Genomic DNA, 26,258 nt, shown 5'->3' on the forward strand with positions numbered 1-26,258 from the left:
AATAATACTAAAGATTACCTTACCATGAAAAAATTACAATTCATCGTGCTTGCAATTATTGCTACTACTTTTTTTATTTCTTGCCAAGATTCAAAACATATTTCAAATGCAGATGATCTAGGTAAATATGCATTTGACATTTTGAAAAAGTTTGAAAATTCTTCAAAAGAAGATTATGTCAATAGTTTGCTAACTCTTGAAGAGTTTAAATCGTTTGCAAAAAAGAATGGAGATTCCATGCAACAAGTTGTAAAAGAAAGTATTGAGAAGTTGGATAAGAAAACCTACGAATCCGGATTGCTTAGACAATACACGCTACTAAAAGATAAAGCAAAGGAATTGAATATTTCATGGAACGCCATTGAATATGGCGATTTTACCTATGAGGAACGAACAGATGATGGTATGACTGGAATTCGTGGCCAATTGACTTTTACTCATAATGGTACTCAATATGAAGTAAGCACTTCTGCCCTATTGACTGATAATGTATACGTTCCTGTGATTATTAATCAATTAAACGAGAAAAATTAAACCTAAAAATAAGACTTCATGAAAAAAATAACATTCCTTTTAGTTGTTTTCTTAACAGCTACTTTTTCAGTGTATTCTCAAGATTCTAAAGGTGTTACCAATCCAGATGATGTTGGCAAACGTGCTTTAGATATTTTGAAAAAATTTGAAAATACTTCAGAAATTGAATTCAGAAATAGCATGATGACTATTGAAGAAGTCAAAGAATTTGTGAATAAACAAGAAGACTCTGCTATGGGCAGAATGAAAGAGGATATCAATAAAATGGATATCGCAGAGTATCAAAAAAGAGTGGCAAAAGTCTATAATGATTTAAAAGAAAAAACAAAAGAATTTAATATTGTATGGAAAGATATTGAATATGTTGATTTCACTTACGAAGTGAGAAATAAAAGAGGTTTGAAAGGAGTTGAAGGTGAAGTATTTTTTAAATACAAAGAAACCGAATATAAAGTAAAAACGGATGCTGTAAAGAATGGCGATGTGTATATGCCCGTTATTGTGAGAAGTTTACGAAAGAAAGACGATGATTAATTTTCAACCGTTTTGAAGTCGCTAGTAAAGCAAAAATTTTGCATGTATTCTACAATGTAATAAAACGAGAAGAATACATGCATTCACATAAAAAATACATTTTCATGAAAAAAATAGCATTCCTTTTCATCATTTTTTTAACAACCACTTTTTCAGCGTATTGTCAAGACACTAAGAGTGATTTCAACGCGAATGAACTTGGTAAAGAGGCATTTAATATTTTAAAAGAGTTAGATAAATCTTCTGAAAAAGATTTTATAAATAAGCTATACTCTCTCCAAGAAATTAAAGCATTTATAAATAAAAAACTAGATACTGTACCAAGTGAAATAAGAGAGAACATCAATCAGATGACTACTGAAGAGTATCACAAAAAAGTTATTGACGAATTTAACGATCTAAAAAAAGTAGGAAAGCAGTATTCCATTGATTGGAATTCTATTGAATATTCAGATTTTACCTATGAAAAAAGAGAAGAGTCAGGTTTAAAAGGATTGCGTGGTGAATTAGTTTTTAAAAGTCAAAACGAAGCATATATTGTAGATGTTGAAGCTATATTGGTAGAAGATATCTATGAAATCATGATTGTTACAATTCTAGTTAAAAAAGGTAATCATTAGTTTTTCAACCATTTTGGAGTTGCCAATGGAACAAAATTCTTCATACGCTCCAACAATGTTGAAACATCGCTTTCAATGATAAGCATGTCGAAGTTTTTTTCTTTTAACAATTCTTTCTGCATCATGGTTTTCATCAAGGCAATAAGTTCGTCGTAATAACCATTGCTGTTTAAAATTGCAACAGGATGTGGTATTTGTGCCAATTGTAACGCTGTCATTACTTCAAACAATTCTTCCATCGTTCCAAATCCGCCCGGAAGCGCAATAAAACCTTCGGAAAGTTCAATCATTTTCATTTTACGTTCCACCATGGTTTGTGTCGTATGCAGTTCCGTGAGATTGGTATGTGCAATTTCTTTATGTTTTAAAAACTCAGGAATTACACCAATTACTTCGCCTCCATTATCCAAAGTAGCATCTGCCACAGTTCCCATAATTCCAATCTTTGCACCTCCGTACACGACTGTAATATTTTCCTTTGCTAATACTTTTCCTAATTCAATAGCATCTGAAACGATTTTTGGATCGTTTCCGAGACTGCTTCCACAATAAATGGCTATACTTTTCATTTTCTAGACTTGTTAGACTTGTTAGACTTGTTAGACTTGTTAGACTTGTTAGAAACTACAAAATATGTAACGTCATTGCGAAAGTTTTGAAAAAACTTGTGGCAATCTGTTTGTATAGAAACAGATTACTTCATCAAACTTCCTCGTAATGACATTTACATTTAATTAAATTTTTCAAAAAACATCCGCTTTCAGCATTCGGTCCACACCAAAAATATCTTTTCGCAGTTCTATATTTTGAAATTGCTTTTCTGCTAACAAATCAATCATTTCCTTTCCTAAATATTGATTGATCTCAAAATACAAACTACCATTAGGTTTTAAATGCTTCATCGCAAGATTGGCAATTTTATCATAAAAAACCAACGGATTGTTATCTTCTACAAACAATGCGGAATCTGGTTCGTATTCCAATACATTTTTTCGCATTTCTGCTTTCTCTAAATTGCGCACATACGGCGGATTGGACACAATGAACTCAAACGATATTTCTTCGTCAAATACTTCTAAAGTATCTAAAGCCAATACATCAGCTTGCATGAATTCGATAGAAACATTGTGAGTGTCTGCATTTTTTTGAGCAACTTGTAATGCTTCCGCAGAAATATCTATGGCAAAAATTCTAGCAGTAGGAAGTTCCTTTTTCAAAGCAATCGGAATACAGCCACTTCCGGTACCAATATCCAAAATACAAAGGTTTTTAGTATTAGTATTTTTCGCCTTTTCTAAGATAAACGCTACCAATTCTTCAGTTTCTGGTCGTGGAATCAATGTGTGTTCGTTTACCATAAATTCCAATCCAAAAAAATGAGCTTTTCCCAAAATATGCTGAATGGGTTTTTCTAGTTTCAATTCGCTCAACGCTGAAAACATTGGAGTTTCCTGTTCTTTGGTGATGGTAAACTCCGGATTGAGTACCAAGGCAAATCGTTCCAAATCAAAATACGCTTCTGTCAGCATAAAAAAGAAACTATCCACTTCGTTTTTTCCGTAGATTTCATCCAATTCTTTGTGAAATATGTCTTGTATATCTTTTACTCGCAATGGGTTTTGGGTTTAATCTCTTTATTATATTTTTTCTGTCAAAAGTTTAACCATTAAACTTATATATAACTAAACTCTTTTTTTATGCTAAATATTAAATTATAAATTGACTATGAAATAATTCTAATACCAAAAACCTAACACCTAACACCTAATATTCTACATTATAACTCTTTCATCATCCAAACATCACAGGAATAATGTCCCGTACAACCTAAAGGTTTGTCTAAGTGTTTGAAACCGAAAAGTTCATAAATGTGAATGGCCGCTTTGAATTTTGGCGATGATTCTAAATAACATTCCGTATATCCAAACTCTTTAGCAGCTTCCAAACATTTGGCAAGCAACTTTTTTCCATAGCCTTTTCCCCTAGTTTTGGCGAAAAAATACATTTTTTGGAATTCACATACATTGTTTTCATTATCACGCAATTCCTTAATTCCTGCGCCACCAAGCACTTCTCCATCTTCTTCAATCACATAATATACTTCGCGTTCTCCTTGATACGCATCAAACATAGCATCGGTTTCTGGATCTTCGTAGGCTGTACCTACTTTTGGCATGCCGAATTCAGGAATCACTGATCGAATACACGCTGCCATCGCTGGATTGTCTTCTGGTTGTATTTTTCTAATGATCATTCTTTGGATTTTGGTAACGTTATTTTTTAATTTAAAATTCAAAACTTAGCATTCAGGTACTTTGGATCTTCTCAATACTCAATACTAATAACTATTTCACAACAATATCATATTTGGTAAGCAAACCGTGAATTTCCTTACGGGAAAACTTCGCTTTTTTTAATTGATTCTGTGTCGGATCAATGGTATAATTACGCGCCGTTGTAAAATCTGCTTTTTCCAAATTCGTTTGCTCAAAAATCGCTGCTTTTAAATCGCAATCATCAAATACTACACGTTCCAAATTGGTTTCGGTAAAATCTACTTTTTGTAAGTTGCATCCGTTAAATTCCGTTTGTTTGATTGCCAATCCTGCAAAAGATGCCAATTCCAAATTACAGGCTTTAAAATTTACAGAAAACATAAAATCATTACAAATACTAAAATCTACGCCCAATAATTTACAATTCACAAAATCAATTTCATTAAGCGAAGTACTTTTCACCTTAGCATTCGTGAGATCGCAAGTATCAAAAGTACATTCCAAAAACGTCATCACAGCCAAATCTACATTTTCAAACTTACAGTTGACAAACGTACAATTGTCATATTCGCCTTTCGGGAAAACTTGCTGTGTATAATCAATTTGTGTGAAAGTTTGATCTTGATAGAATTCTTGACTCATTTTATATCCGCTTCAAATAGAAATTGTGTAGTTTTGCGATGCTGTGAAGATACTAAATTTGGTCGTTAGTTTTTAGTTGTTTGTTGATGGTTTATTATCAAATTTCATAGAACATTATTTTGGGTAGTTTTTGCAAAAAAATGTATCAAGAAATGTCGACATACAAAAACACACTAATTTTATAGTTTCTTTACATGTACATAGTATACTGATATCATTTATAACATGAAAAAACTCCTCGTCATTCCTTTAATACTGTTACTTGTAAGTTGTAGCGTTCGCGAAAAACCTTTGTTTGTAAAAGTGGACAATATGAAAGTTTTGTCTTCTAGTTTACAAAACATTGTATTGTCGGCAGATGCATATTTTATCAATCAGAATGATATTGGTGGAAGTTTAGAAAGTAAAAATATTGATGTCATTATCAACAATGTAAAAGTGGCGCATATGAGTTCGGAAATGTTTGAAGTGCCTGCTGGCGAAGAATTTACCATTCCACTAAAAGTGATCATTCCCACTAAAAAAGTATTAGGCAGCAACGAAAATGGAGTTTTGGGCGGTATTTTAAATGGCATTGTTAATAAAAAGATAGAAGTACAATACAAAGGCATTATTACGTATCATAAACTCGGTTTTTCGTATGATTATGAAGTAGATACCACACAAGAAATAAAAATTAAAATCTAGTGTCAAAAACACACGAAATATACATGAAACGCTGTTTGCAGTTGGCTAAAAATGGGCTGACTGCTGCCATGCCGAATCCTTCTGTGGGCGCGGTAATTGTACACAATAATGTCATTATTGGCGAAGGTTATACCAGTGCGTATGGCGGAAATCATGCAGAAGTCAATGCTGTACACTCCGTAAAAGATAAATCTTTATTAAAAGAAGCTACCATTTATGTTTCGCTTGAACCGTGTAGTCATTTTGGAAAAACGCCGCCATGTAGCGATTTAATTATCAAACATCAAATTCCGAAAGTTGTCATTGGTACGATTGATCCGTTTGCAAAAGTGGCAGGAAGAGGCATCCAAAAGTTAAAAGATGCGGGTTGCGAAGTCATTTTAGAGGTTTTGAAAGATGAATGCATCGCTTCTAACAAACGATTTTTTACTTTTCATCAACACAAACGTCCGTATATCATTTTAAAATGGGCAGAAACGCAAGATGGTTTTATTGATAAGATCAGAAATGAAAACGATCCTGTGCAACCCAATTGGATTACGAATAAATTTGCTCGTCAATTAGTTCATAAATGGCGAAGTGAAGAAGCTGCTATTTTGGTGGGAACAAATACTGCTATTACTGACAATCCGAAGTTAAATACACGCGATTGGCATGGAAAAAGTCCTGTACGAATTGTGTTAGATAAATCGCTTCGAATTCCACAGCATTACAGTTTGTTTGATCAATCTGTAAAAACCATTGTATTGACAGAACAGGAGAAAATTTCTTCTGAAAATCTCATCTTTGAGAAGATTGATTTTTCTCAAAACCTAGCACAGCAAATCTGTGAAATTCTATATCATCATAATTTGCAATCTGTGATTATTGAAGGTGGCAAGCAAACTTTACAAACATTTATTGATGCTAATTTGTGGGATGAAGCACGTGTTTTTACAGGAAGTATTTCGTTTACAGATGGAATTCGAAGACCAAATCTAAAAGGAAAATTACAATCAGAAATCCTCATTTCAGACAATTTATTACAAACTTATATCAATGATTAAAAATATAATTTTCGATTACGGCGATATCTTTATCAATCTTGACAAACCTGCCACACAACGTGAGTTGAACAGGTTAGGTATTGACGATTTTACACCTGAAATGGTTTCAAAAAATCAAGCCTATGAAAAAGGATTGATCACCACAGACGAATTCGTGAGTTTTTATCATAAAGAATTCCCACATACTACAAGAGAAGCTTTAATTGACGCTTGGAATGCCATTCTGCTCGATTTCCCAAAACATCGTTTAGCGTTTATCAAACAATTGGCAAAAGACAACAAGTATCGACTCTTTATATTGAGTAACACCAACGATTTACATATTTCGTGGATTCAGGAAGATTGGGGAATGGAATTGTATACGGAGTTCAAAAACTGTTTTGAGCAATTTTACTTATCACATGAAATTCATTTCCGCAAGCCAGATGTCGATATTTACGAGTTTGTGCTGAATGAAAATAAGTTAAAACCCGAAGAAACGATCTTTATTGATGATACTGCCGAAAACACCGAATCTGCTGCAACACTCGGAATTCATGTTTGGAACTTAATACCTGGCAAAGAAGACGTTGTAGACTTATTTACACATAAAAAATCACTATTTTGATTTACCTCATCCTAAGTATATTTATTTCCAGTTCTTTATTTGTCATCTTCAAACTATTTGACAAATTTCAAGTCAACACCTTTCAAGCCATTGTTGTCAATTATATTACGGCTTTTTGTTGCGGATTTTTCTTTTATGGAAATGGAATCACGCTTACAGAAATGACCGAACGTTCATGGATGACTGGCGCCATTATTTTAGGAGTTCTTTTTATTGCTGTTTTTATTTTGATGGCACTCACAGCGCAACGCAATGGACTTTCTGTAGCTTCTGTTGCTGGAAAAATGTCCGTCGTAGTTCCGGTGATTTTTGCAGTGATTGTATATAAAGAACACTTAAGTTTATTGAAAATTGCTGGAATCATTTTAGCTTTACTCGCTGTGTATTTAACAACCGTAAAAAATGATGGTGGCGGCTTAGATCGCAAAAAATTATTATTTCCTTTACTATTATTTTTAGGTTCTGGAATTATTGATACTTCCATCAAATACATAGAAACTAACTATGTTGCTAAAGGTGAAACTGCCATTTTTTCTGCAGGAATTTTTGGTTGTGCATTTCTTGCTGGAATCATCATTTTAATCATCAGACGTGATTTTAAAATTACTGGAAAAACCATTCTTGGGGGAATTGCGCTTGGAATTCCAAACTTCTACTCTATTGTATTTTTATTAAAAGCTTTACGTCCAGAAAATATTGGCGATAGTTCTACAGTATATCCAATCAATAATGTGGCAATTGTAATGTTATCCACTATATTTGGAATTATCTTGTTTAAAGAAAAACTAATTATTAAAAACTGGATTGGAATTGCCATTGCGATTGTAAGCATTGTAATGATTGCAATTTCAGCACAATCTATTAATGCCTAACTATTGGAAATAAAAGATACATACAAAACGATTGATGTTCCTTCGGAAGAAGCTTTGTTTAAAGATCGAAATAGCAAGTTCTTTGGCTACGCATTTCCGGTTTCCAATGAAGATGATATTAAGAAACATTTAGAAGCGTTGAAAAAAAGTCACCATTCAGCACGACATTGGTGTTATGCATGGCAATTGGGAAAAAGTGAACCGTTTCGTTTTCGTGCCAATGACGATGGCGAACCTTCCAATAGTGCTGGTATGCCGATTTATGGGCAAATTCAATCTTTTGACGTCACGAATATATTAATTGTAGTAGTTCGGTATTTTGGCGGTACTAAGTTAGGTGTTGGAGGATTGATCAACGCGTATCGTACAGGCGCACAAATGGCCTTAGAAGCAGCTGATATCAAAGAAAAGACCATCAATATTGACTACTTGCTCATTTTCGATTACAAAAACATGAACAAAGTCATGCGTGTGGTAAAAGAGCGAAACCTAAACATTATTGCGCAAAAATTGGAAATGGATTGTCGCATTACCATTTCTGTTCGTCAGAAAGATGCTGCACAGATTTTTGAGTTGTTTACCAATTTATATGAGATTGAGATTAAGGAAGTGGAATAAAAAAAGACGATGAAGGTTTTAAATCATTCATCATCTTTATCAAACTTAGCGGATCAAGCCGTTTAAATCGTCTACTATTGTATTTCCAACAGGTATAACTTCGCTTCCTCCATATACTTTAGCCGCATTATCTACAGTCAATACTTGCATGTGTTTTACACTTTGTAAGTTTTCAATACTTTTCATGATATCTTATTTAAAATTAATAGTACTTCAAGATACTTCTTTATTTTAAATTTCGCTTTGGCAACCAACCATATACATAGTAGTTCTTGTATTTTGGCTTAGTACTAATTTCACTAGATGTTTTAAATTTCACAAAACAGAATACTTCGCCGGTTTCATCTTTTTGCTCTTCAAAAACATAGCAACGTGTACCTTCTTTTACGATAGATATTGCTTTGTTCCCTTCATAAAAATCTGTATAATCATTATTCTTAAGGTTGATATTCGTAGGCTTACTAGGTTTTATAGTAGCATACACCTTCTCTGTAACTGTTACTATATCTTTCTCTTTCGAATTCTCTGGAAATTGAGTTTGCATAAAGAATTTGTATTTACTTTCCAATGAAACACAAAATCGAGGATCATTTACCTCTCCATAACTATATTTATAACGTTCATGCGAACCATTCATTGGAACATAGCAATCTGTAGCATTGTTGAATTCATAATTTCTAAGCCAATAACTGGCTTCGTTACAACACGGAAATTCTATCATTTGAAAACTTTTCAATTGATGATTTTCTACATTAATTTTTGTGAAATTCCCAAGCAATTTAATTACAGGACGCAATGAATCTTTTTCGTTTATATAAATGGCTGCAACAGTTTTTTCAATTCCGTCTGCTTCTTTATTATTATAAATAATGTCTAACAAACCATCTGCATTCAAATCTAATACATGATAATTTGAGAATTCACCTGAGACAGATATAGCTGGAGTATATAAATTCAGATATTTTGAATCCGCACACTTCTTTAATAAGTCTAACTTTTCAGTATCAGAAATCGTTGCTTCTATTTTTGAAAAATCATAATATTCATATTTTTTTGGTGGAAAATTTTGTCCAAACATACTCCATGAAAACAAAAAGGCTACAACTAGAATTATTTTATTCATACTGATACTTACTCTAATTTATTTTGATTTAATAATAAAGTCTAAAATCACTTCTTGTTTTCTCCATACTTTACAATGGGCTCGCTTACATAAACCTCTTGCTCTAATTTTGGTTTCCATTCTTGTTGCGTAGACATGGTATTGCACAACTTTTCATGAAAGTACACTTGATACCAAATTTCTTTTTGAAACTCGCAAACATCTTTATAAATACGTTCAGAATGAATCATCAATTTTAAAATGAAGTCGTCTTGTGGCGGACGATGATTGTTGATAATTTGACTCAATTTTACGGGAGTTGTACCAATATCTTTTGCAAAGACAGTACGTTTAGAATAAATGATATCTACATAAGATTGTAAAAACTCCGAGAAAAAATAGTGTTGCTCATATACAGGTTGCTTGATAAACTCCTCCATTTTAAACTTTAATTGCATGAGTTTGGCACGAATAACTTGATCTTTTGACATGTTTATCATGCGTTCCAAACGTGCTTCCATCAAAGCAGTAGCTTCCGATTGATAGGCTGTTTTGGATGGATATCTACTATCGACACCAAACTCTGGATCTGTATTTGAATTTCTATATGCTTTAGTCATGATCAAATCGGTTTATTAAATTTAAAATTTCTGGAACCTCAATACTTAATGTGAGTCCTGTAGCAATCATATGGTACTTCTCCATATAATGTTTGGCGATTTCTGTTTTAGGACGAAGGGAAACACAAGCCAATTCAGCATATTCAGAGATCGCTATTTTTGCTGCATGTGCTAATAAGTTTCCTGCAATGTTCGCAAATTCTTTATGTTTTCCTTGGTTTTCAACAGAAACTGTAAGCAATCGTACATGCACTCGCCATTCAGTAGGTATTCTTTGCAGTGAAATAAGTCCTAAGATATCATTAGAGTTTATAAGATGTAATTTATAGACTTCAAAGATGTTTTCTTTTTTCCAATCAAAGAAATAACGTTTTTTGGTTATTGTTTTATAATCATTGGTATTGACAGGTGTTATAACAATATGATGTTTTTCTCCTGTGGAAGTTTTAACAATGACCATGTTATAAATTTACGAATTTATTTCCAGTTTTTGTAAAGATACTAAATAATGTTTACAAATTTGTAAACACACAATAAATTGAAGATACGTTTTTAAATAATGTTTCTAAGAGATTTAATTTATATTTAAAATGACCATTTTTTATTCGTTGAAGTCGATCGTCGATAATTTTTCGATCAAATGCGCAGGACATTTCATTGGCCTTTTGGTTTTCATATTAATGAATGCTAAAACTGTGTTTCCTTGTGTAATAATTTCCTTACTTTCATTCAAAATCTCGTAGTCGAATTCTATCTTAACAGACGGCAATTTTTTAAGTGTTGTTTTTACCGTTAATACATCGTCATAAAAAGCAGATTTTTTATAATTGATCTGAATAGATATTACGGGAAGCATCACACCCATTTCTTCCATCTCTCGGTATGAAATGCCTAAGGCACGTAACCACTCAGTCCGCCCCATTTCTATGAATTGCACATAGTTACCATGATATACTACGCCCATTTGATCAGTTTCTGCGTAGCGAATTCTTGTTTTTATTTCGTGATTTCTCAAAGTATTTTTTATATATTAAATAATGTTAACGAATTGTAAAGAAATTGTTTCCAAGCATGCGAAAAAAATTTAAGAAATTCAATAGCGTTCAAGTTTTTTTTTTACTTTTTTTTTCACATATTTGTTCACGCTAAAAAATAAAGGAGAAAACCCCGAATTTTCTTTTTTTCCGAACCTAAGAATAACTATTTTAACGACAATAAATGAGTGTAACTGCGCAATCAGTATGGGATAACTGTCTGTCTTTCATAAAGGACAACATTCAGCCACAAGCATATAAGACTTGGTTTGAGCCTATAAAGCCTGTAAAGTTAACAAATAAAGCGCTAAGCATTCAAGTTCCTAGTAAGTTTTTTTACGAATGGCTCGAAGAGCATTATGTGAAGTTATTAAAGGTAGCTTTGGTAAAAGAATTAGGAAATACTGCTCGTTTAGTGTATATCATTAAAATGGAAAATACATATGGCAACAAAAAGCCATTTACAGAAAAAATTCCAAGTGCCAATCGTAGTAATGTGAAAGCACAAGAAATTGATGTCCCTATCAAAAATAAAAGTCCCGAACTGAAAAACCCTTTTATCATTCCTGGTATCAGAAATGTAAAGATTGAATCACAGTTAAATCCAAATTATAATTTCGACAATTTCCTAGAAGGTGACTCCAATCGCCTAGCACGTTCTGCTGGAATGGCAGTAGCTAACAAGCCTGGAGGAACATCTTTTAATCCACTCTTAATTTTTGGTGGTGTTGGTTTAGGAAAAACACATATTGCACATGCTATTGGTGTTGAAATTAAAGATAAATATCCTGAGAAAACAGTATTGTACATTTCTGCTGAGAAATTTACACAACAATATATAGAGTCTGTAAAGAAAAATACACGTAACGATTTTATACACTTTTACCAGTTAATTGATGTATTGATTATTGACGACGTACAATTCTTTTCTGGTAAATCTGGAACGCAAGATGTATTTTTCCACATCTTCAACCACTTACACCAAAATGGAAAGCAAGTAATTCTAACATCAGACAAAGCTCCTGTAGACATGCAAGATATTGAGCAACGCTTATTATCTCGTTTTAAATGGGGACTTTCTGCAGAATTGCAAACTCCAGACTTTGAAACACGTGTTTCTATTGTGAAGAATAAGTTATATCGTGATGGTGTTGAAATGCCAGATGATATTATAGAATATGTTGCTAAAAATATCAAATCGAATGTTCGTGAACTCGAAGGTGCTATCATTTCTTTGATTGCTCAATCATCTTTCAATAAAAAAGAAGTTACAATTGAGTTAGCAAAACAAGTCGTTGAAAAATTCGTTAAGAATACCAAACGTGAAGTTTCTATCGATTATATCCAAAAAGTAGTTTCAGATTATTTCCAAATGGATGTATCTACACTACAATCAAAAACACGTAAGCGTCATATCGTGCAAGCGAGACAGTTAGCTATGTTTTTTGCAAAGAAATTCACCAAAGCTTCTTTGGCAAGTATTGGTTCACAAATTGGAAAACGCGATCACGCAACGGTACTACACGCTTGCAAAACTGTTGATAACTTATCATCTACAGACAAGCAATTTAGAAAGTACGTTGAAGATTTAACAAAGAAACTTTCGCTGTAAAATCCATCTCATGAAGACTAAAATTTTAATGGTTTGCTTAGGAAATATTTGTCGATCTCCTTTAGCGGAAGGAATTTTAGCATCCAAACTCGATCCAACAAAGTTTTTAGTCGACTCTGCTGGAACTGCTGGTTATCATGCTGGAGAACTTCCTGATAGACGCTCAATTGCCACAGCACGACAACATGGATTTGATATTAGCTATCAACGATCAAGAAAGTTTGTTAGAAACGATTTTCAAACGTTTGATTATATCTTTGCTATGGATCAATCGAATTACAATAACATTCTCTCTTTGGCAGAAACAGAAGCTGATCGTAAGAAAGTCCATATGATTTTAAATCAAATCTCTCCAAACTCAAACGCAGAAGTTCCTGATCCGTATTATGGCGGCGATCAAGGCTTTGAAAATGTCTACCAAATGCTTGACGAGGCTTGCTCTATTTTTGCTGAGAAAATTTCCTAGTCAATTCATTCCCAAAAATGTATGTGTTATTTTTTTGTATCTTACTACAAAAAAATTAGCAACCTACTTTGTTATGAATACATCTTCGCCTTGGTTAATCCTAACCAAACACACCTTTTTTTAGGCTACGTATATCTTGACAAGGTTAAAAAACAACCAAAATGAAAAGAAAATTACACCTAGTATTAGCAATACTATTTCCTTTAGTATTGTGCGCACAAGGAGTTGCGCTACAGCCATTTGCAAATGGTTTTTCAAGACCTGTTGACATTAAACACGCAAACGATTCACGATTATTTATTGTGGAACAAGACGGTGTCATTAAAATTTTAGACGATCAAGGAAATACAAACGCAACACCTTTTTTAGATATTGATGCGCGTGTCCGTTCTACCGGAAACGAACAAGGTTTACTTGGCTTGGCTTTCGATCCAAATTATGCAACCAACAATCGTTTTTATGTAAATTATATCAATAACAGTGGAGATACGGTTATCGCGAGATTCACAACCTCAGCAAATCCAGATATTGCCGATGATACTTCCGAAGAAATTTTACTCACCGTTTCACAACCATATACCAATCATAATGGTGGCTCGTTAGCTTTTGGAACTGACGGTTATTTATACATTGCTTTGGGCGATGGCGGAAGTGGTGGCGATCCAGATAATTATGCGCAAAATTTACAATCGCATTTAGGAAAGATTCTACGAATTGACGTCAGTGGCACGACCGGATACACGAACCCTGCCACCAATCCGTTTGTAGGAAATCCCGCAGGATTGGATGAAATTTGGTCGTACGGACTCAGAAATCCGTGGAAAATATCGTTTGATAGTGACAATGGCGAATTATGGATTGGCGACGTAGGACAGAACAATCGTGAAGAAATTAACAATGTTCCAATTGTAGCTGCTGGTTATAATTTTGGATGGAAATGTTACGAAGGAAATGCTACGTTTGATACTACTGGTTGTCCAGCTGCAGCCACAACAACCTTTCCTGTTGCTGAATATAATTATGGCGGAAGTCCTTTTCGTTGTTCTATTACTGGTGGATATATTTACAGAGGAAGCATGTATCCAAACATACAAGGATGGTACGTTTTTGCGGATTACTGCAGCAATGAACTTGGTTTGTTAGAACCTGCATTAGGCAATACATGGAATATGTTTTGGACTAACTCAGGGTTTTCTCCAAATATTTCTACATTTGGTGAAGACATGAACAAAGAATTATATGCTGCTGGCTTGTCTAATGGAGTTATTTACCAAGTATACGATCCAACTTTAAGTGTTCCTGAAAATTCACTTGCAACCAACTATCAGCTGTATCCAAATCCTGCGAAAAACTATTTTCAGATTAGCAACCAAAATGAAGCTTCACAACTTACAAAAGTTGTCATGTATTCGTTTAGCGGAAAATTGATTTCCACAACAAGCATCACGACTGAAAATCAAAAAATTACCACAGATCAACTTACAAATAGCATTTATATAGTGCAACTAATTTCTAATAATGGCGCAATTTCCTATCATAAATTAGTCAAAAATTAATTTTATCTGTAAACAAACTCTAAATCTCAATCTCAAAATTTGCAACCTATACAATAGTAGCGAATAAGATTTTAGGAAGTATATAGATACAAGACAAAGCAAGTATTATTTTTACTGAGAAAATTTCGCTGAAATTAACTCTAAAATAGTATTTGCTTTTTTTTCGTACCTTCTGTAAGAAAAAACAACTTACTTCCCATGAAAAACAAAAGTCAGCTATTCATAGCACTGCTATTCCCTATTTTATTATTTGCTCAAGATGTATCACTACAATCATTTGCAATAGGGTTTAATAAACCATTAGACATAAAACACGCCAATGATTCTCGATTATTTATTGTAGAACAAGATGGAATTATTAAAATTTTAAAATCAGATGGACTTACAAATTCTACACCTTTTTTAGATATTGATGACAAAGTTATTACAGGTTTAGGTGAGGTAGGATTACTAGGCTTGGCATTCGATCCAAATTACGCAACCAATAATAGATTTTATGTAAACTACATCAATAATAATTTAGATACGGTGATTTCAAGATTTACAACTTCTGCAAATCCTGACATTGCTGATGATACCTCTGAAGAAATTCTACTCACAATTCCTCAACCTGTAAGCATTCATAATGGTGGCTCGTTAGCATTTGGCAACGATGGTTTTTTATACATTGCATTAGGCGATGGCGGGATTCCTAACAACTCACAAAATTTACAATCTCATTTAGGCAAAATTCTACGTATTGATGTGAGTGGCGCAACATCATATACAATTCCTGCAACAAATCCGTATGTTGGAGATCCGGCAGGTTTGGATGAAATTTGGTCGTATGGACTTAGAAATCCTTGGAAAATAACATTTGACAGCGACAATGGCGAATTATGGATTGCTGATGTTGGAAATTTTATCAAAGAAGAAATTAATAATGTCCCTATTATAGATGCTGGATATAATTTTGGATGGAACTGCTACGAAGGTACTAGTATGGTTAACAATTCTAACTGCCCAGCAATGGCTACAGTTACATTTCCCGTTAGCGAATATAGTCCTGGCGGAAATCCTTTTAAATGCGCTATTACCGGTGGTTATCGCTACAGAGGTTCTATGTATCCAGATTTTGAAGGATTATACTTTTTTGCGGATTATTGCACCAGTGAAATTGGAACATTAACACCTTCTGGCAGCTCATGGAATATGACTTTTAATGGTCCGTTCTCTGGAGATATTGCAACTTTTGGTGAAGATGTGAACAAAGAATTGTACGCAGCAGGTTTGTCCAACGGAATTATTTATAAGATAATTGACACTACTTTAGGCGTGGAAGAAAATTCACTAGAAAATAACTATACATTGTATCCAAATCCTGCAAACGATTATTTTCAGATTAGCAATCAAAATACAGCTTCACAACTCACTGAAGTAAAGATGTATTCATTTAGCGGAAAATTAATTTCCACCACTGCAATCACTACTGAAAATCAAAAAATTACCACAGATCGACTTACAAATGGAATTTATATTGCGCAACTAATTTCAAACAATGGTGGCGTTTCATATCATAAATTAGTTAAAAATTAGTTTTATTTGTAATCAAACTCCAAATCTATGCAAGCATCGAACGGAATTTTATATTTAATTCCAACCACTTTAGGAGATAACGAACCTTTAGAAGTATTGCCGTTATCTGTAAAGAAAGTCATTGAAGCCACCAATCATTTTATTGTTGAAAATGAAAAAACTGCGCGCCGATTTATTAAAAAGATCACGCCAAAAAAAGTACAGCCTTTATTGGAACTGTATGTATTAAACAAATACACACAAGATCAAGAATTGCCCGCATTTTTAGAAGCTATTTTTCAAGGAAAAAATGTAGGATTGCTTTCAGAAGCTGGCTGTCCTGGTGTTGCAGATCCTGGTTCGGAGATTGTAAAGATTGCTCATGAAAAAGGAATTCGTGTGGTTCCACTCGTTGGTCCATCTTCCATATTAATGGCGATGATGGCATCTGGTATGAACGGGCAAAATTTTGCATTTAACGGATATTTACCTATTGATAAAGATGAACGTAAACGCGCGATTAAACAATTAGAAAAACGTGCTGGTGATTTACAACAATCGCAAGCATTTATAGAAACTCCGTATCGAAATGATAAATTGTTAGCCGATTTAATCGCTACACTTTCTGGAAATACACGTTTGTGCGTTGCTTGCGATATTACACTTGCTACAGAATACATTCGCACTTTGACGATCAATGAATGGAAAAAGACTTCGGTGAATTTACACAAGCGACCAACGATGTTTATTTTGGATAAGTAGATTTTTAGAACGCTGCGCTTTTAGATTTTTGGACGCGCGCTGCGCTTTTGTTTATTTGTTTTTCTGTTGATTTGTTATTCGAAAATACTTTTACAGTTAAAATTTTCTAAACGTCACTTCGAGTGATTTTTGATAGAAAATTGTATCGAGAAGTACTACGATCCGAGTTGTAGTTTCCATACTGAGCCTATTGACTTGCATATCTAAACTAAATTGTTAAACTTTTAAATAACCATATTCCTTAGAGCATAGTTTTAATCACCAATATGATCTTGAGAAAGTTTCGAGAATTTTTTAAGTTCTTTCTGGTAAACATTTTCAACTGAACTAAAAGCGATCTACCATGTTTATTTTGGATAAATAGATTTTTAGAACGCTAACGCTTTTAGAACGCTTTGCTGTTAGACCGCTAACGCTTTTAGATTTTTGGTATTACTTTAGGATTTTGATTCTTAGATGATACAGCACATCAAAATTTAACTTAAAATTATGAAATACACTACATTCGGTTTTTACTAAAATGTATGTAAAATAAAAAACCTCAGCATGTTTCCATACTGAGGTTTTTATATATAATGTTAACCAAATTTGAGTACAACCAACTAAACTATACTCTTGCTTTCTTGTTAGCTTTGATTGATGAAACATCATATCCAGCAAATCGCTTCATATAATATTTCACAGTCGTACCATACGCGTCAGAAAACCCATGTTGTCCTCCGCTTCTTAAATACTTCTTTACGCTTCCTGGTCCAGCTAAATGTGCCGCAGCCAAAATTCCTGACTCTGTCACAATTACACCGTTGATTCTTTTACCAACTGAGCGTTTAATGTCTCTTCTAAGAATCCACTTATTCCTTGAGGCGTTGGCTTCAAAGGCTTTCTCTTGTAGTTTTGGATCTTTTAAGAATGCTTGCGGATTATAAATTCCGATAAGTTCTAATGTTCCTTTTCCAAACTGGTACTTTCCGAGATAACCTAAGGTATTTACCACAAAGTAATTTCCCTGAGATTCTTTAAATGCTACTGCTTCTTTAAAGCCCAAATATCTTTGTCCTGTAAACGGAATTGGTGCTTCCTCGAAGTAGTCGTCATCTATGGGGTTTACTGTATACAGCTCAGATGACGTTTTATGATTTTCAATATTATTTTTAAGAACGTTGGCTTCTTTTGACGAAGTGAAACCGAAACTTACAAATGTTAAAATAGCTATTAAAATTGAGAATTTTATTGCTCTTTTTCCCATAAAAATTGATTTCTTTAAGACTTACTAATCCGAGAATTAAGCTTAAAATTTCAGCGTGCAAATATACGACACTTTTTATTAAAACCAAATATATTCGTTAAAGTTGTGTTAAAAGTAGATTGAATGGAACTTAACTTTTCCTAAACTATTGATTTCCAATGTTGGAGCAGGAATTTTAATAAAATTAATAACGTCAAAAAGACTATTAAGAAACTTCGATTTTGTCTTTATTTTTGTTAAATCAATGTCAATACTGAAATAAAACTGACGAAAACGTTTGATTTCTGGAAAAATTTCACGCTGTGTCTCTATAGTTCCAGCCACTAAACCATCGGCTCCGTAGCCAAAAGCAACATTGAACCATTTTGGGATTTTACTTTGTTTGAAAAACGAATGCACATTTGCACTCAACCAATAGGTTTGTCCGTTGTAGTCTTTAAGTGTTTCTTCTAGAAAACCATCACCCAATTTATTTGGACGTAATTCCGCAAAACGTGTTCGATGAAAAGAATACTTCAATTTGATACGTTGTTCGTTCCACAATAACTCTTGTCCGACGTATAAGCCTGTTCCGAGTCCATTTGCGAGCACATCTCCCCAAGAAGCTCCCCATTCAGCAGAATATCCATCCATGACTTCTACAGCAGTTAAAAAGCCAAATCCGAGCGTTGCTCCAAAAATCAATTGATTCTTTTTAGAAACTCCACTCCATCTAAGCACCTCAGCTCCAATGTTTCCCACATAATACGAGGTAAATACATGACCTGCTTTGTCCATCTGTAACCATTCATTGTTATCATTTATAAACTTAAAAGAAGAGCGTGGAAAATCTGCATACCAAATTCTGTCCAAACCAATTAATGTAGCTGTTGCCAACGAAGCTTCTGTAATGGCTACAAAATTACGTCGTGGTTTGTGCAAGCTATCTGAAGCTACCCAAAAATTAGGTGGCGTCAATTGCGCACTCGCAGTATTTGCGATACAGAGTATGAAGAGGAATCGTAAAAGTAGTTTCATCTACTATTGTTGCGTTTGTTTTTGACTGTTTTTAACCATATAGTCTCTAAAAGCTTCCGCAGTTGTGCTCCATGGCATTTTGTACGTACCAGGCTTGTAAATGGCGCTGTCTTTCAGTTTTTTTTCTTGAATCAGTTTTTTTAAAAACATTGTATTCTCCATGACAGAAGTTAACTGTTTCTCTGTTGCTTCAATATATGTAGAAACCTCTGCTGCAATTTCCTGAGATTTATTCGTATTTGGAATGATTACATCTACCAGAATACCTTTGTTTAAAAGTGTTTTTACAAGATCATTACTATTCATTCCTTTTCGGATGATGTACTTCCCTCCTTTTACACGTTTTTTATATCCTAGTTTTTTTGCCAAGGTTTCAAACGCTTCCATATCATTTAACAAAGGTTCTAATTCCCCTTTTACATATTTAAAATCGGCATCTGATGGAATATAAATATATGCTACTTCGTTATTGAAAGCTGTAATCGGTTTGAATATCGTTTGAGAGATGTTATACATGATATAGCAACCACCAAGGATTCCCAGAATCAAAATTCCAATCAATATTTTACGTATGTACATTTAGTCGAGTTTTTGATATAGGAGTTCACTTTTAAATTCGCCATTGACAAATGTCCAATCTTTTTTGATGCCTGCTTGTTGAAAACCTAAACTTTCAAACAGCTTGATACTTGCTTCATTATCTTCCACGATGTTTGCATAAAGCTGATGTACATGCAAATGTTTGAAAGCATATTTACAGACCAATTGCAAGGCTTCTTTTCCGTATCCTTTGTATCTGAATTCTTTTTTTGCAATTAATAATCCGACACCGACACGTCTATTTTTCGGATCGAACTCAAAAAGATCAATTAAACCAATGTTTTCCTTTTTGTTGCTCACCATCACCAAACGCAATTGTTTTGCTTCATAGATATCTTGATGTGCATTTTCTAGATATTGCTTGATTAAAAATCGTGAATATGGCGTTTGTGTAGCACTGATTTCCCAGATAGTTTCATCATTTTCTATTTCGTAGATAAAATCTAAATCCTCAGGTTCTAGTGCGCGTAGGTATAATTTTTCACCAGTAAGTGTTAGCATGAAATTTCTCCTTTAAATACTTGTGTTGCTTTTCCTTTTAAAAAGATATTTTTATATGAGTTTGTATCATATTCATACGATACTTTTAATGTACCACCTTCAACCTGTAATACAACTTCGTTTGCGGTAGTTTCTTGTAAATGATGCATTGCCAAAGCTACTGCAGTCACTCCAGTTCCGCAAGAGAGCGTTTCATCTTCCACACCTCTTTCATAGGTACGAACTCTAAATTCAGCATCTGAAATCTTCTTGACAAAATTCACATTGGACCCTTCTTCAAAATAGGGTGCTCCATAACGAATTTCAGCGCCTTCTTTTTTGATATCAAATTTTTCAATTCCTTCCTTAAATGTGACATGATGTGGCGAACCTGTATCCAAAAACACATAACCTTCATGATCTTCAATTGTAGCGACATCTTGCATTTGCAAATGTACCATATCGCCATCAATCGTTGCATAATGTTTTCCATCAATTGCTATAAATGTAGTTTCTTGCTGAATGACTCCGAGAAAATTAGCGAAAGCTACCATACATCGTCCACCATTTCCACACATAGAACTTTCGTTTCCATCTGAATTATAGTACACCATTTTAAAGTCACAATCCGCATCATTTTCCAAAAGGATCAAACCGTCGGCGCCAATGCCAAATTTTCGGTCACACAAATGGTGTACAAGTTTGGTATCATTTTTGGGAAAGATATCTTGTCGATTATCGATCAAGACGAAATCATTTCCAGTTCCTTGATATTTATAAAAAGATAGTGTCATTTATTGCATTTGATGGCAACAAAAGTACAAAATAAAAGATAGGAAATTGTAAAGGAATGGGGTTAGAAAATCACAATTTTATAAGAATCCGTTTGAATCCGATAAAGTGTAAATCATATTCCTTTTAAGTTCATTTTAACAGACTTATTAAAATTGAGTTAAAGTGTCGTTAAAGTTAAAATACAGCTACAATAAATATGTAATTTTAAGTGTTAAAAGAAGACAAAGACATTAGAATTATTCATAAATATTAACAAATTAAATAACTAAATATGAAAAAATTTGCAAGTTTACTATTGGTTTCTGTTTTAGGAGGCGTTATTAGTATTGGAGCTTATAAATTTTTTTCAGAATCCCCTGAAAAAGTTGAACAAGCTTCAGTTTTTGAACAAACATCATACATTCCTACAAATTTTGTAAACAATCCGACAACGGAAAAGACTACTACAAATGCTGCCAATGCAGGTATCGATTTTACGGTAGCAGCTGAAAAGACGGTGAATGCAGTTGTGCACGTTAAGAATAAAGTGACCAGAGTTGCCCCAAGAAGCATTTGGGACTTATATAATGGTACAGGAAGACCTGAAACTCAAATTGGAACTGGTTCTGGAGTAATTATTACGCCTGACGGACATATTGTTACCAACAATCACGTGATTAAAGGTTCTAACGAAATTCAAGTTACCTTAAATGATAATAAAAATTATGTCGCTACTGTAATAGGAACAGATCCTAATATGGATATTGCCTTATTAAAGATTGAAGCTGAAGAAGAGTTACCTTATATATCTTTCGGAAATTCAGACAATGCCAAAATTGGCGAATGGGTTTTAGCCGTTGGAAATCCTTTTAATTTAACTTCTACGGTTACTGCGGGAATTATTAGCGCTAAAGGAAGAGATTTAAACGAAGGTGATAATTTAAGTCAATCATTTATTCAAACAGATGCTGCTGTAAATCCGGGGAATTCTGGAGGAGCATTGGTAAATACGAATGGTGAATTGATTGGAATTAATACAGCTATTACCTCACAAACAGGTTCATACATTGGATATTCATTTGCGGTTCCAAGTAATATTGCTCAAAAAATTGTAGCTGATTTATTAGAATTTGGCGATGTACAAAAAGGATTGCTAGGCGTTTCTGGTGGTTCATTAAATTCAGTGGTTGCAGAAAGAATTGGCACTACAGAAACAGAAGGTTTTTATGTTGGAAAGGTATTTGCGGAATCTGGAGCAGAAAAAGCAGGAATTCAAGAAGGTGATGTTATTAAGAAATTAGATGAAGTAAAAGTTTCGAGCTTTGCTGATTTGTCAGGCTATTTAAGCTCAAAGCGTCCTGGAGATATTGTGAATGTTACAGTTTTACGAAATAGCGATTACGAAACAATGCCTGTTACTTTAACAAAGGAAGAAGAAGCAACTTCTGTAAAGTTAATGAACATGCGCTTAGAGAATTTAGACGAAGAAAATGATTTGGGCTACGGTTTAAAAGTTACAGATAATAGCAACAAACAATTATCTCAAGAACTTGGTATTACGCCAGGATATATCTTGGTGGAAGTCAACGGAAAAAAAGTACAATCTGTGCAAGGTTTGAAGAATTTTCTCGACAAATATGGTGAGGATCAAGTTCGCATCTTAGCATTCTTAAATCCGAAAGGACAATACGAGCGTTTTATCTTTCGATAAAAAAGTGCCATCTCTATATATAGTTGAAAAGCGAGACACCTATAAAGTGCCTCGCTTTTTTTATTTTATTACATTCGTTTTGTAATGAATTATTTCTTTTAAACAACTGTATTCAAACTGTTTATTCATTTTTCAACTCTCCAATTAGGTAAGTATCACCAGAATCAAACCCAGCTCCGAAATTTAATTTTTCTCTTTCTTTAATTACATTAAGTAGTCCGAACTTTTTGCTTTTATAGGTTAAGAATTGACTCTTCAACTCTTTCATCGCCTGACTTACAAGCAAATTCAAAATTCCATTGAATACCAAAACTTCGTAATTCCCTGTCAATCCGTTCTGTATTTTGATAGCATCAATTTTTTCAAAATCATCGAGTAATAAATAACGTCTGTTGGGTAAATATTCGGGATCGCAAGCCCAATCAACATCTTCACTAGGCAAAAGACTAGAACCAGCTATATAAACAGCTGTTTTACTTTGTCCATTATCTACATCAGGAAAAGATACTTCGGAAAGCCCAAAGTAAATTGATTTTATCCCTATCGGAATAGGCTCTTTTTCTAAAACCTCAACAAGCCAACCTTTAAACTTTTCCAATAGTCCATTAATATTTATTTCAACGATTGGTAAATTATTGACTGACAATAATTTTTCAATTTGCTCATAACCAGTTAGCAAATCAGTCTTTTTTCTTATTTGACTATTTAATAAATCGTCTATTTCGCTCCAATCCATTTAGCTTTTCTATATATTCTAGATTTAATCATTGTTAAAACTATAGGAATCACATGTAAAATCAAAGTAGCCGTTAAAATTTTAATGTATGAAATCAAGTATTTATAAATAGTTTACTTTCAATTTCTTTCAAGAATTTAGAGATTTAGTGTAGATCAAAAAATCTTTACTCAAAAACATACTAAAAAAACTTTTTTATTTATTTACGAAAACGTTTGAAATTGTATACTTTTGCGCAAAATTGTAAACACAACTACACAAACGTAAGACTATGAGTTTTAATGAAATTTACGAAAAGGAACTCACTTTTCAAGCAGATAGAAGACGTGCTACTGTTGAATTTATAAAGAATGTAAGCGATTTATGGTACGATAAATCCATTGAGCTTGTTCTTTTTAGAAATCAACTAATTGACAGAAATGTTAGTGAAATTTTAAATCTTCACGAATATGCAGGTCAATTTGTACAAAAACCTATCTCAATTTTTGATACTGTAGAAATTGCACAAGCAATAGCTAAGATTGATTTACCGCCATCTAAAATTGATATCGGGAAATTAACGTATGAGTATCACTTAGAAGACAATCAGTATGCAAATGCAACTTCGTTTGTAGTTGATAAGTTGAAAGACGCTAAAAAATCTTCTGAAATTACACCAAAAGATGTTGTTTTATATGGTTTTGGTCGTATTGGACGTTTATTGGCAAGAGAATTAATGACACGTACTGGACGTGGAAACCAATTGCGTTTACGTGCTATTGTAACACGTGGTAAAGTTGATGCTACGGTACTAGAGAAAAGAGCTTCTTTGTTGCGTAACGACTCTGTTCACGGAGAATTCCCTGGAACGGTTGGTATTGATGTTGAAAATTCAGCATTAATCATTAATGGAACTACGGTTCATATTATTTCTGCAAACGGACCAGAAGAAATAGATTATACAAGCTACGGAATTAAAGATGCTTTAATTATTGATAATACAGGTGCTTTTAGAGATAAAGAAGCGTTGGAAAGACACTTAGTTCCTAATGGTGCAGAGAAAGTATTATTAACGGCTCCTGGAAAAGGTGTTCCAAATATTGTATATGGAGTAAATCATAAAGAGCACAATCCTGATGAAGTAAAAGTTTGGTCTGCTGCTTCTTGTACCACAAATGCAATTACACCAGTTTTAAAAGTAATTGAAGATTCTTTTGGATTGAGTCACGGACACTTAGAAACAATTCACGCATATACCAACGATCAGAATTTGGTAGATAATATGCACAAAAAATACCGTCGTGGTAGAGCTGCAGCTTTAAACATGGTAATTACAGAAACAGGTGCTGGAAAAGCAGTTTCTAAAGCATTGCCATCATTGGAAGGGAAATTGACTTCAAATGCAATTCGTGTTCCTGTACCAAACGGATCTTTAGCAATTTTGAACTTAGAAGTTGAAAATGCTACTTCTTTAGAAGGTGTAAATACTATTTTAAAGAAATATGCTTTAGAAGGTGACTTGGTAGAGCAAATCAAATATGAATTAAGTGACGAATTGGTTTCTTCTGACATTGTAGGTTCTTCGGCGCCATCAATTTTTGATAGCAAAGCAACCATCGTTCGTGAAGGTGGAAAAAACATCATTTTATATGTTTGGTATGATAATGAGTATGGATATTCTCACCAAGTAATGCGCTTAGCAAAATATATTTCGAAAGTAAGACGTTTTACATATTACTAGTAGAAGACACTATATAATATAAAAAAGAGTCTCTATTATGGGACTCTTTTTTTATACCTAAATAGCCTAGAAATACATTCAGAAGGCAATTTTAAGAAATATACAGAATTATAGAGATGATCTTAGAAGCATTTTAAATCTTAATTATCGAGTAAATCTCTTTAAAATTCATACAATAAATAAAAATATCTTCGTTTATTTGTCAACTCTTATTTTAAACATGAAAAGACGATGAAAGTGAAACACCTATTCCCAGTACTTACGTTATGTTTCTCGCTTTTTGCTAATGCACAAAACGTAGCAAAAAATGCAAATTTGCCATTAAAAGAAGGCCCAATTAAAGAACAATTTGAGTTCATTCTTAAAAATTCTAATAAGTTTAAGAATTATAAAGTCGTAAAACGCGTTTGGATTGAGCAGTTACAAAGAAATGTAGCCGATTCTATCAATGCCATTCAAAAAGACTTAGCTACAGAAATAACCAAAGTAGCGACACAAAAAACGGAGATTGAAACCTTAAAGGCAGATTTAGCAACTACGAATCAAAACATAAAAGATTTAAATACCGAAAAAGACAGCATCTCATTGCTTGGTTTACAATTGAGCAAAAGCAATTACCAATCCTTAATGTGGGGAATTATTGGAGTATTAGCAATTTTATGGTTGTTTTTCACCTACAAATTCAAAGCTAGTAATACTATTACGAAAGAAGCAAACGCTAAATTAGCGGAAACTGAACACGAATTTGAAGAACACCGCAAACGTGCTTTGGAACGTGAACAACAAGTTCGTAGAAAGCTTCAGGATGAAATTAACAAGAATAAAAACTAAT

Annotated in this window: 31 protein-coding genes; 16 read left to right on the forward strand and 15 right to left on the reverse strand. The window is 33.5% G+C overall.

Annotated features, from left to right (window positions below; genetic code table 11):
- Positions 1-24: 24 nt before the first annotated feature.
- The 3 genes from Q0845_RS15035 to Q0845_RS15045 all read left to right on the forward strand — a co-directional run bounded on the left by Q0845_RS15035 (position 25) and on the right by Q0845_RS15045 (position 1,688).
- Positions 25-534 (forward strand): hypothetical protein, encoded by a 510-nt coding sequence (locus Q0845_RS15035; RefSeq protein WP_298514796.1) that lies wholly within the window; start codon positions 25-27, stop codon positions 532-534.
- Between the two features lie 18 nt (positions 535-552).
- A complete protein-coding gene (locus Q0845_RS15040; RefSeq protein WP_298514798.1) occupies positions 553-1,068 on the forward strand; it encodes a hypothetical protein in 516 nt (171 codons plus the stop codon).
- A gap of 104 nt (positions 1,069-1,172) precedes the next feature.
- Entirely contained in the window at positions 1,173-1,688 is a 516-nt protein-coding gene (locus tag Q0845_RS15045) for a hypothetical protein (RefSeq protein WP_298514800.1), read from the forward strand.
- Here Q0845_RS15045 and Q0845_RS15050 read toward each other — a convergent pair.
- The 4 genes from Q0845_RS15050 to Q0845_RS15065 form a co-directional block, all read right to left on the reverse strand.
- Complete coding sequence (locus Q0845_RS15050; RefSeq protein WP_298514801.1) at positions 1,685-2,257, reverse strand: TIGR00730 family Rossman fold protein; 573 nt, start codon at positions 2,255-2,257, stop codon at positions 1,685-1,687. The two genes, Q0845_RS15045 and Q0845_RS15050, sit on opposite strands and share 4 nt — an antisense overlap.
- Before the next feature lie 174 nt (positions 2,258-2,431).
- The gene (gene prmC, locus Q0845_RS15055; protein ID WP_298514802.1) at positions 2,432-3,301 is read right to left on the reverse strand and encodes a peptide chain release factor N(5)-glutamine methyltransferase; all 870 of its coding nucleotides are present in this window, start codon (positions 3,299-3,301) and stop codon (positions 2,432-2,434) included.
- 164 nt (positions 3,302-3,465) lie between these two features.
- Positions 3,466-3,942: a GNAT family N-acetyltransferase gene (locus tag Q0845_RS15060; RefSeq protein ID WP_298514803.1), complete on the reverse strand. Its 477-nt coding sequence runs from the start codon at positions 3,940-3,942 to the stop codon at positions 3,466-3,468.
- Positions 3,943-4,033: 91 nt separating this feature from the next.
- Complete coding sequence (locus tag Q0845_RS15065; RefSeq protein WP_298514804.1) at positions 4,034-4,606, reverse strand: pentapeptide repeat-containing protein; 573 nt, start codon at positions 4,604-4,606, stop codon at positions 4,034-4,036.
- A 225-nt stretch (positions 4,607-4,831) separates the two neighbouring features.
- On the opposite strand from Q0845_RS15065, the gene Q0845_RS15070 reads away from it, so the two are divergent.
- Genes Q0845_RS15070 through Q0845_RS15090 form a run of 5 tightly spaced genes read left to right on the forward strand, consistent with a single transcriptional unit; the run spans position 4,832 to position 8,436 of the window.
- Positions 4,832-5,293: a hypothetical protein gene (locus tag Q0845_RS15070; RefSeq protein ID WP_298514805.1), complete on the forward strand. Its 462-nt coding sequence runs from the start codon at positions 4,832-4,834 to the stop codon at positions 5,291-5,293.
- The gene (ribD, locus tag Q0845_RS15075; RefSeq protein ID WP_298514806.1) at positions 5,293-6,339 is read left to right on the forward strand and encodes a bifunctional diaminohydroxyphosphoribosylaminopyrimidine deaminase/5-amino-6-(5-phosphoribosylamino)uracil reductase RibD; all 1,047 of its coding nucleotides are present in this window, start codon (positions 5,293-5,295) and stop codon (positions 6,337-6,339) included. Before Q0845_RS15070 ends, ribD begins: the two co-directional genes overlap by 1 nt.
- The gene (locus tag Q0845_RS15080) at positions 6,332-6,946 is read left to right on the forward strand and encodes an HAD family phosphatase (RefSeq protein WP_298514807.1); all 615 of its coding nucleotides are present in this window, start codon (positions 6,332-6,334) and stop codon (positions 6,944-6,946) included. Before ribD ends, Q0845_RS15080 begins: the two co-directional genes overlap by 8 nt.
- Positions 6,943-7,818, forward strand: a complete 876-nt coding sequence (locus Q0845_RS15085) for a DMT family transporter (protein WP_298514808.1) — start codon at positions 6,943-6,945, stop codon at positions 7,816-7,818. The genes Q0845_RS15080 and Q0845_RS15085 overlap by 4 nt, the downstream gene beginning before the upstream one ends.
- Positions 7,819-7,821: 3 nt before the next feature.
- A complete protein-coding gene (locus Q0845_RS15090; protein WP_298514809.1) occupies positions 7,822-8,436 on the forward strand; it encodes a YigZ family protein in 615 nt (204 codons plus the stop codon).
- Between the two features lie 45 nt (positions 8,437-8,481).
- On the opposite strand, the gene Q0845_RS15095 is transcribed toward Q0845_RS15090, so the two are convergent.
- The 5 genes from Q0845_RS15095 to Q0845_RS15115 form a co-directional block, all read right to left on the reverse strand.
- Positions 8,482-8,622, reverse strand: a complete 141-nt coding sequence (locus Q0845_RS15095) for a hypothetical protein (protein ID WP_298514811.1) — start codon at positions 8,620-8,622, stop codon at positions 8,482-8,484.
- Positions 8,623-8,662: 40 nt separating this feature from the next.
- The gene (locus Q0845_RS15100; protein ID WP_298514812.1) at positions 8,663-9,559 is read right to left on the reverse strand and encodes a hypothetical protein; all 897 of its coding nucleotides are present in this window, start codon (positions 9,557-9,559) and stop codon (positions 8,663-8,665) included.
- Positions 9,560-9,606: 47 nt separating this feature from the next.
- Positions 9,607-10,158, reverse strand: coding sequence for a hypothetical protein (locus tag Q0845_RS15105; protein ID WP_298514813.1), 552 nt, complete (start codon positions 10,156-10,158; stop codon positions 9,607-9,609).
- The gene (locus Q0845_RS15110; protein ID WP_298514815.1) at positions 10,151-10,618 is read right to left on the reverse strand and encodes an N-acetyltransferase; all 468 of its coding nucleotides are present in this window, start codon (positions 10,616-10,618) and stop codon (positions 10,151-10,153) included. The genes Q0845_RS15105 and Q0845_RS15110 overlap by 8 nt, the downstream gene beginning before the upstream one ends.
- 141 nt (positions 10,619-10,759) lie before the next feature.
- Positions 10,760-11,173 (reverse strand): thioesterase family protein, encoded by a 414-nt coding sequence (locus Q0845_RS15115; protein ID WP_298514817.1) that lies wholly within the window; start codon positions 11,171-11,173, stop codon positions 10,760-10,762.
- A gap of 203 nt (positions 11,174-11,376) precedes the next feature.
- Between Q0845_RS15115 and dnaA the strand changes: the two genes are divergently transcribed.
- The 5 genes from dnaA to Q0845_RS15140 all read left to right on the forward strand — a co-directional run bounded on the left by dnaA (position 11,377) and on the right by Q0845_RS15140 (position 17,142).
- Entirely contained in the window at positions 11,377-12,804 is a 1,428-nt protein-coding gene (gene dnaA / locus Q0845_RS15120; protein ID WP_298514820.1) for a chromosomal replication initiator protein DnaA, read from the forward strand.
- 10 nt (positions 12,805-12,814) lie between these two features.
- A complete protein-coding gene (locus Q0845_RS15125) occupies positions 12,815-13,270 on the forward strand; it encodes a low molecular weight protein-tyrosine-phosphatase (RefSeq protein WP_298514823.1) in 456 nt (151 codons plus the stop codon).
- A gap of 161 nt (positions 13,271-13,431) precedes the next feature.
- On the forward strand, positions 13,432-14,826 hold the full coding sequence (locus Q0845_RS15130; RefSeq protein ID WP_298514826.1) for a PQQ-dependent sugar dehydrogenase: 1,395 nt from the start codon (positions 13,432-13,434) through the stop codon (positions 14,824-14,826).
- 198 nt (positions 14,827-15,024) lie between these two features.
- Positions 15,025-16,401, forward strand: a complete 1,377-nt coding sequence (locus Q0845_RS15135; protein WP_298514829.1) for a PQQ-dependent sugar dehydrogenase — start codon at positions 15,025-15,027, stop codon at positions 16,399-16,401.
- Between the two features lie 27 nt (positions 16,402-16,428).
- Positions 16,429-17,142, forward strand: a complete 714-nt coding sequence (locus Q0845_RS15140; RefSeq protein ID WP_298514832.1) for an SAM-dependent methyltransferase — start codon at positions 16,429-16,431, stop codon at positions 17,140-17,142.
- A gap of 607 nt (positions 17,143-17,749) precedes the next feature.
- On the opposite strand, the gene Q0845_RS15145 is transcribed toward Q0845_RS15140, so the two are convergent.
- From Q0845_RS15145 to dapF, 5 genes are all read right to left on the reverse strand, one after another.
- Positions 17,750-18,388 carry a hypothetical protein gene (locus tag Q0845_RS15145; RefSeq protein WP_298514835.1) on the reverse strand — a complete coding sequence of 213 codons (639 nt, stop codon included), beginning with the start codon at positions 18,386-18,388 and terminating at the stop codon, positions 17,750-17,752.
- Positions 18,389-18,496: 108 nt separating this feature from the next.
- Complete coding sequence (locus Q0845_RS15150) at positions 18,497-19,405, reverse strand: DUF2279 domain-containing protein (protein WP_298514838.1); 909 nt, start codon at positions 19,403-19,405, stop codon at positions 18,497-18,499.
- A gap of 3 nt (positions 19,406-19,408) precedes the next feature.
- Entirely contained in the window at positions 19,409-19,984 is a 576-nt protein-coding gene (locus Q0845_RS15155) for an endolytic transglycosylase MltG (protein ID WP_298514839.1), read from the reverse strand.
- Positions 19,985-20,506 (reverse strand): GNAT family N-acetyltransferase, encoded by a 522-nt coding sequence (locus tag Q0845_RS15160; protein WP_298514842.1) that lies wholly within the window; start codon positions 20,504-20,506, stop codon positions 19,985-19,987.
- Positions 20,500-21,279: a diaminopimelate epimerase gene (gene dapF, locus Q0845_RS15165; protein WP_298514845.1), complete on the reverse strand. Its 780-nt coding sequence runs from the start codon at positions 21,277-21,279 to the stop codon at positions 20,500-20,502. The genes Q0845_RS15160 and dapF overlap by 7 nt, the downstream gene beginning before the upstream one ends.
- 272 nt (positions 21,280-21,551) lie before the next feature.
- On the opposite strand from dapF, the gene Q0845_RS15170 reads away from it, so the two are divergent.
- On the forward strand, positions 21,552-22,970 hold the full coding sequence (locus Q0845_RS15170; RefSeq protein WP_298514848.1) for a trypsin-like peptidase domain-containing protein: 1,419 nt from the start codon (positions 21,552-21,554) through the stop codon (positions 22,968-22,970).
- A 121-nt stretch (positions 22,971-23,091) separates the two neighbouring features.
- On the opposite strand, the gene Q0845_RS15175 is transcribed toward Q0845_RS15170, so the two are convergent.
- Entirely contained in the window at positions 23,092-23,706 is a 615-nt protein-coding gene (locus Q0845_RS15175) for a hypothetical protein (RefSeq protein WP_298514850.1), read from the reverse strand.
- A 271-nt stretch (positions 23,707-23,977) separates the two neighbouring features.
- On the opposite strand from Q0845_RS15175, the gene Q0845_RS15180 reads away from it, so the two are divergent.
- Complete coding sequence (locus tag Q0845_RS15180; RefSeq protein WP_298514852.1) at positions 23,978-25,426, forward strand: glyceraldehyde-3-phosphate dehydrogenase; 1,449 nt, start codon at positions 23,978-23,980, stop codon at positions 25,424-25,426.
- 231 nt (positions 25,427-25,657) lie between these two features.
- The gene (locus Q0845_RS15185; protein WP_298514854.1) at positions 25,658-26,257 is read left to right on the forward strand and encodes a tRNA (guanine-N1)-methyltransferase; all 600 of its coding nucleotides are present in this window, start codon (positions 25,658-25,660) and stop codon (positions 26,255-26,257) included.
- Position 26,258: the final 1 nt, after the last annotated feature.

Source organism: uncultured Kordia sp. (genome assembly GCF_947489565.1).
Lineage (GTDB): Bacteria > Bacteroidota > Bacteroidia > Flavobacteriales > Flavobacteriaceae > Kordia.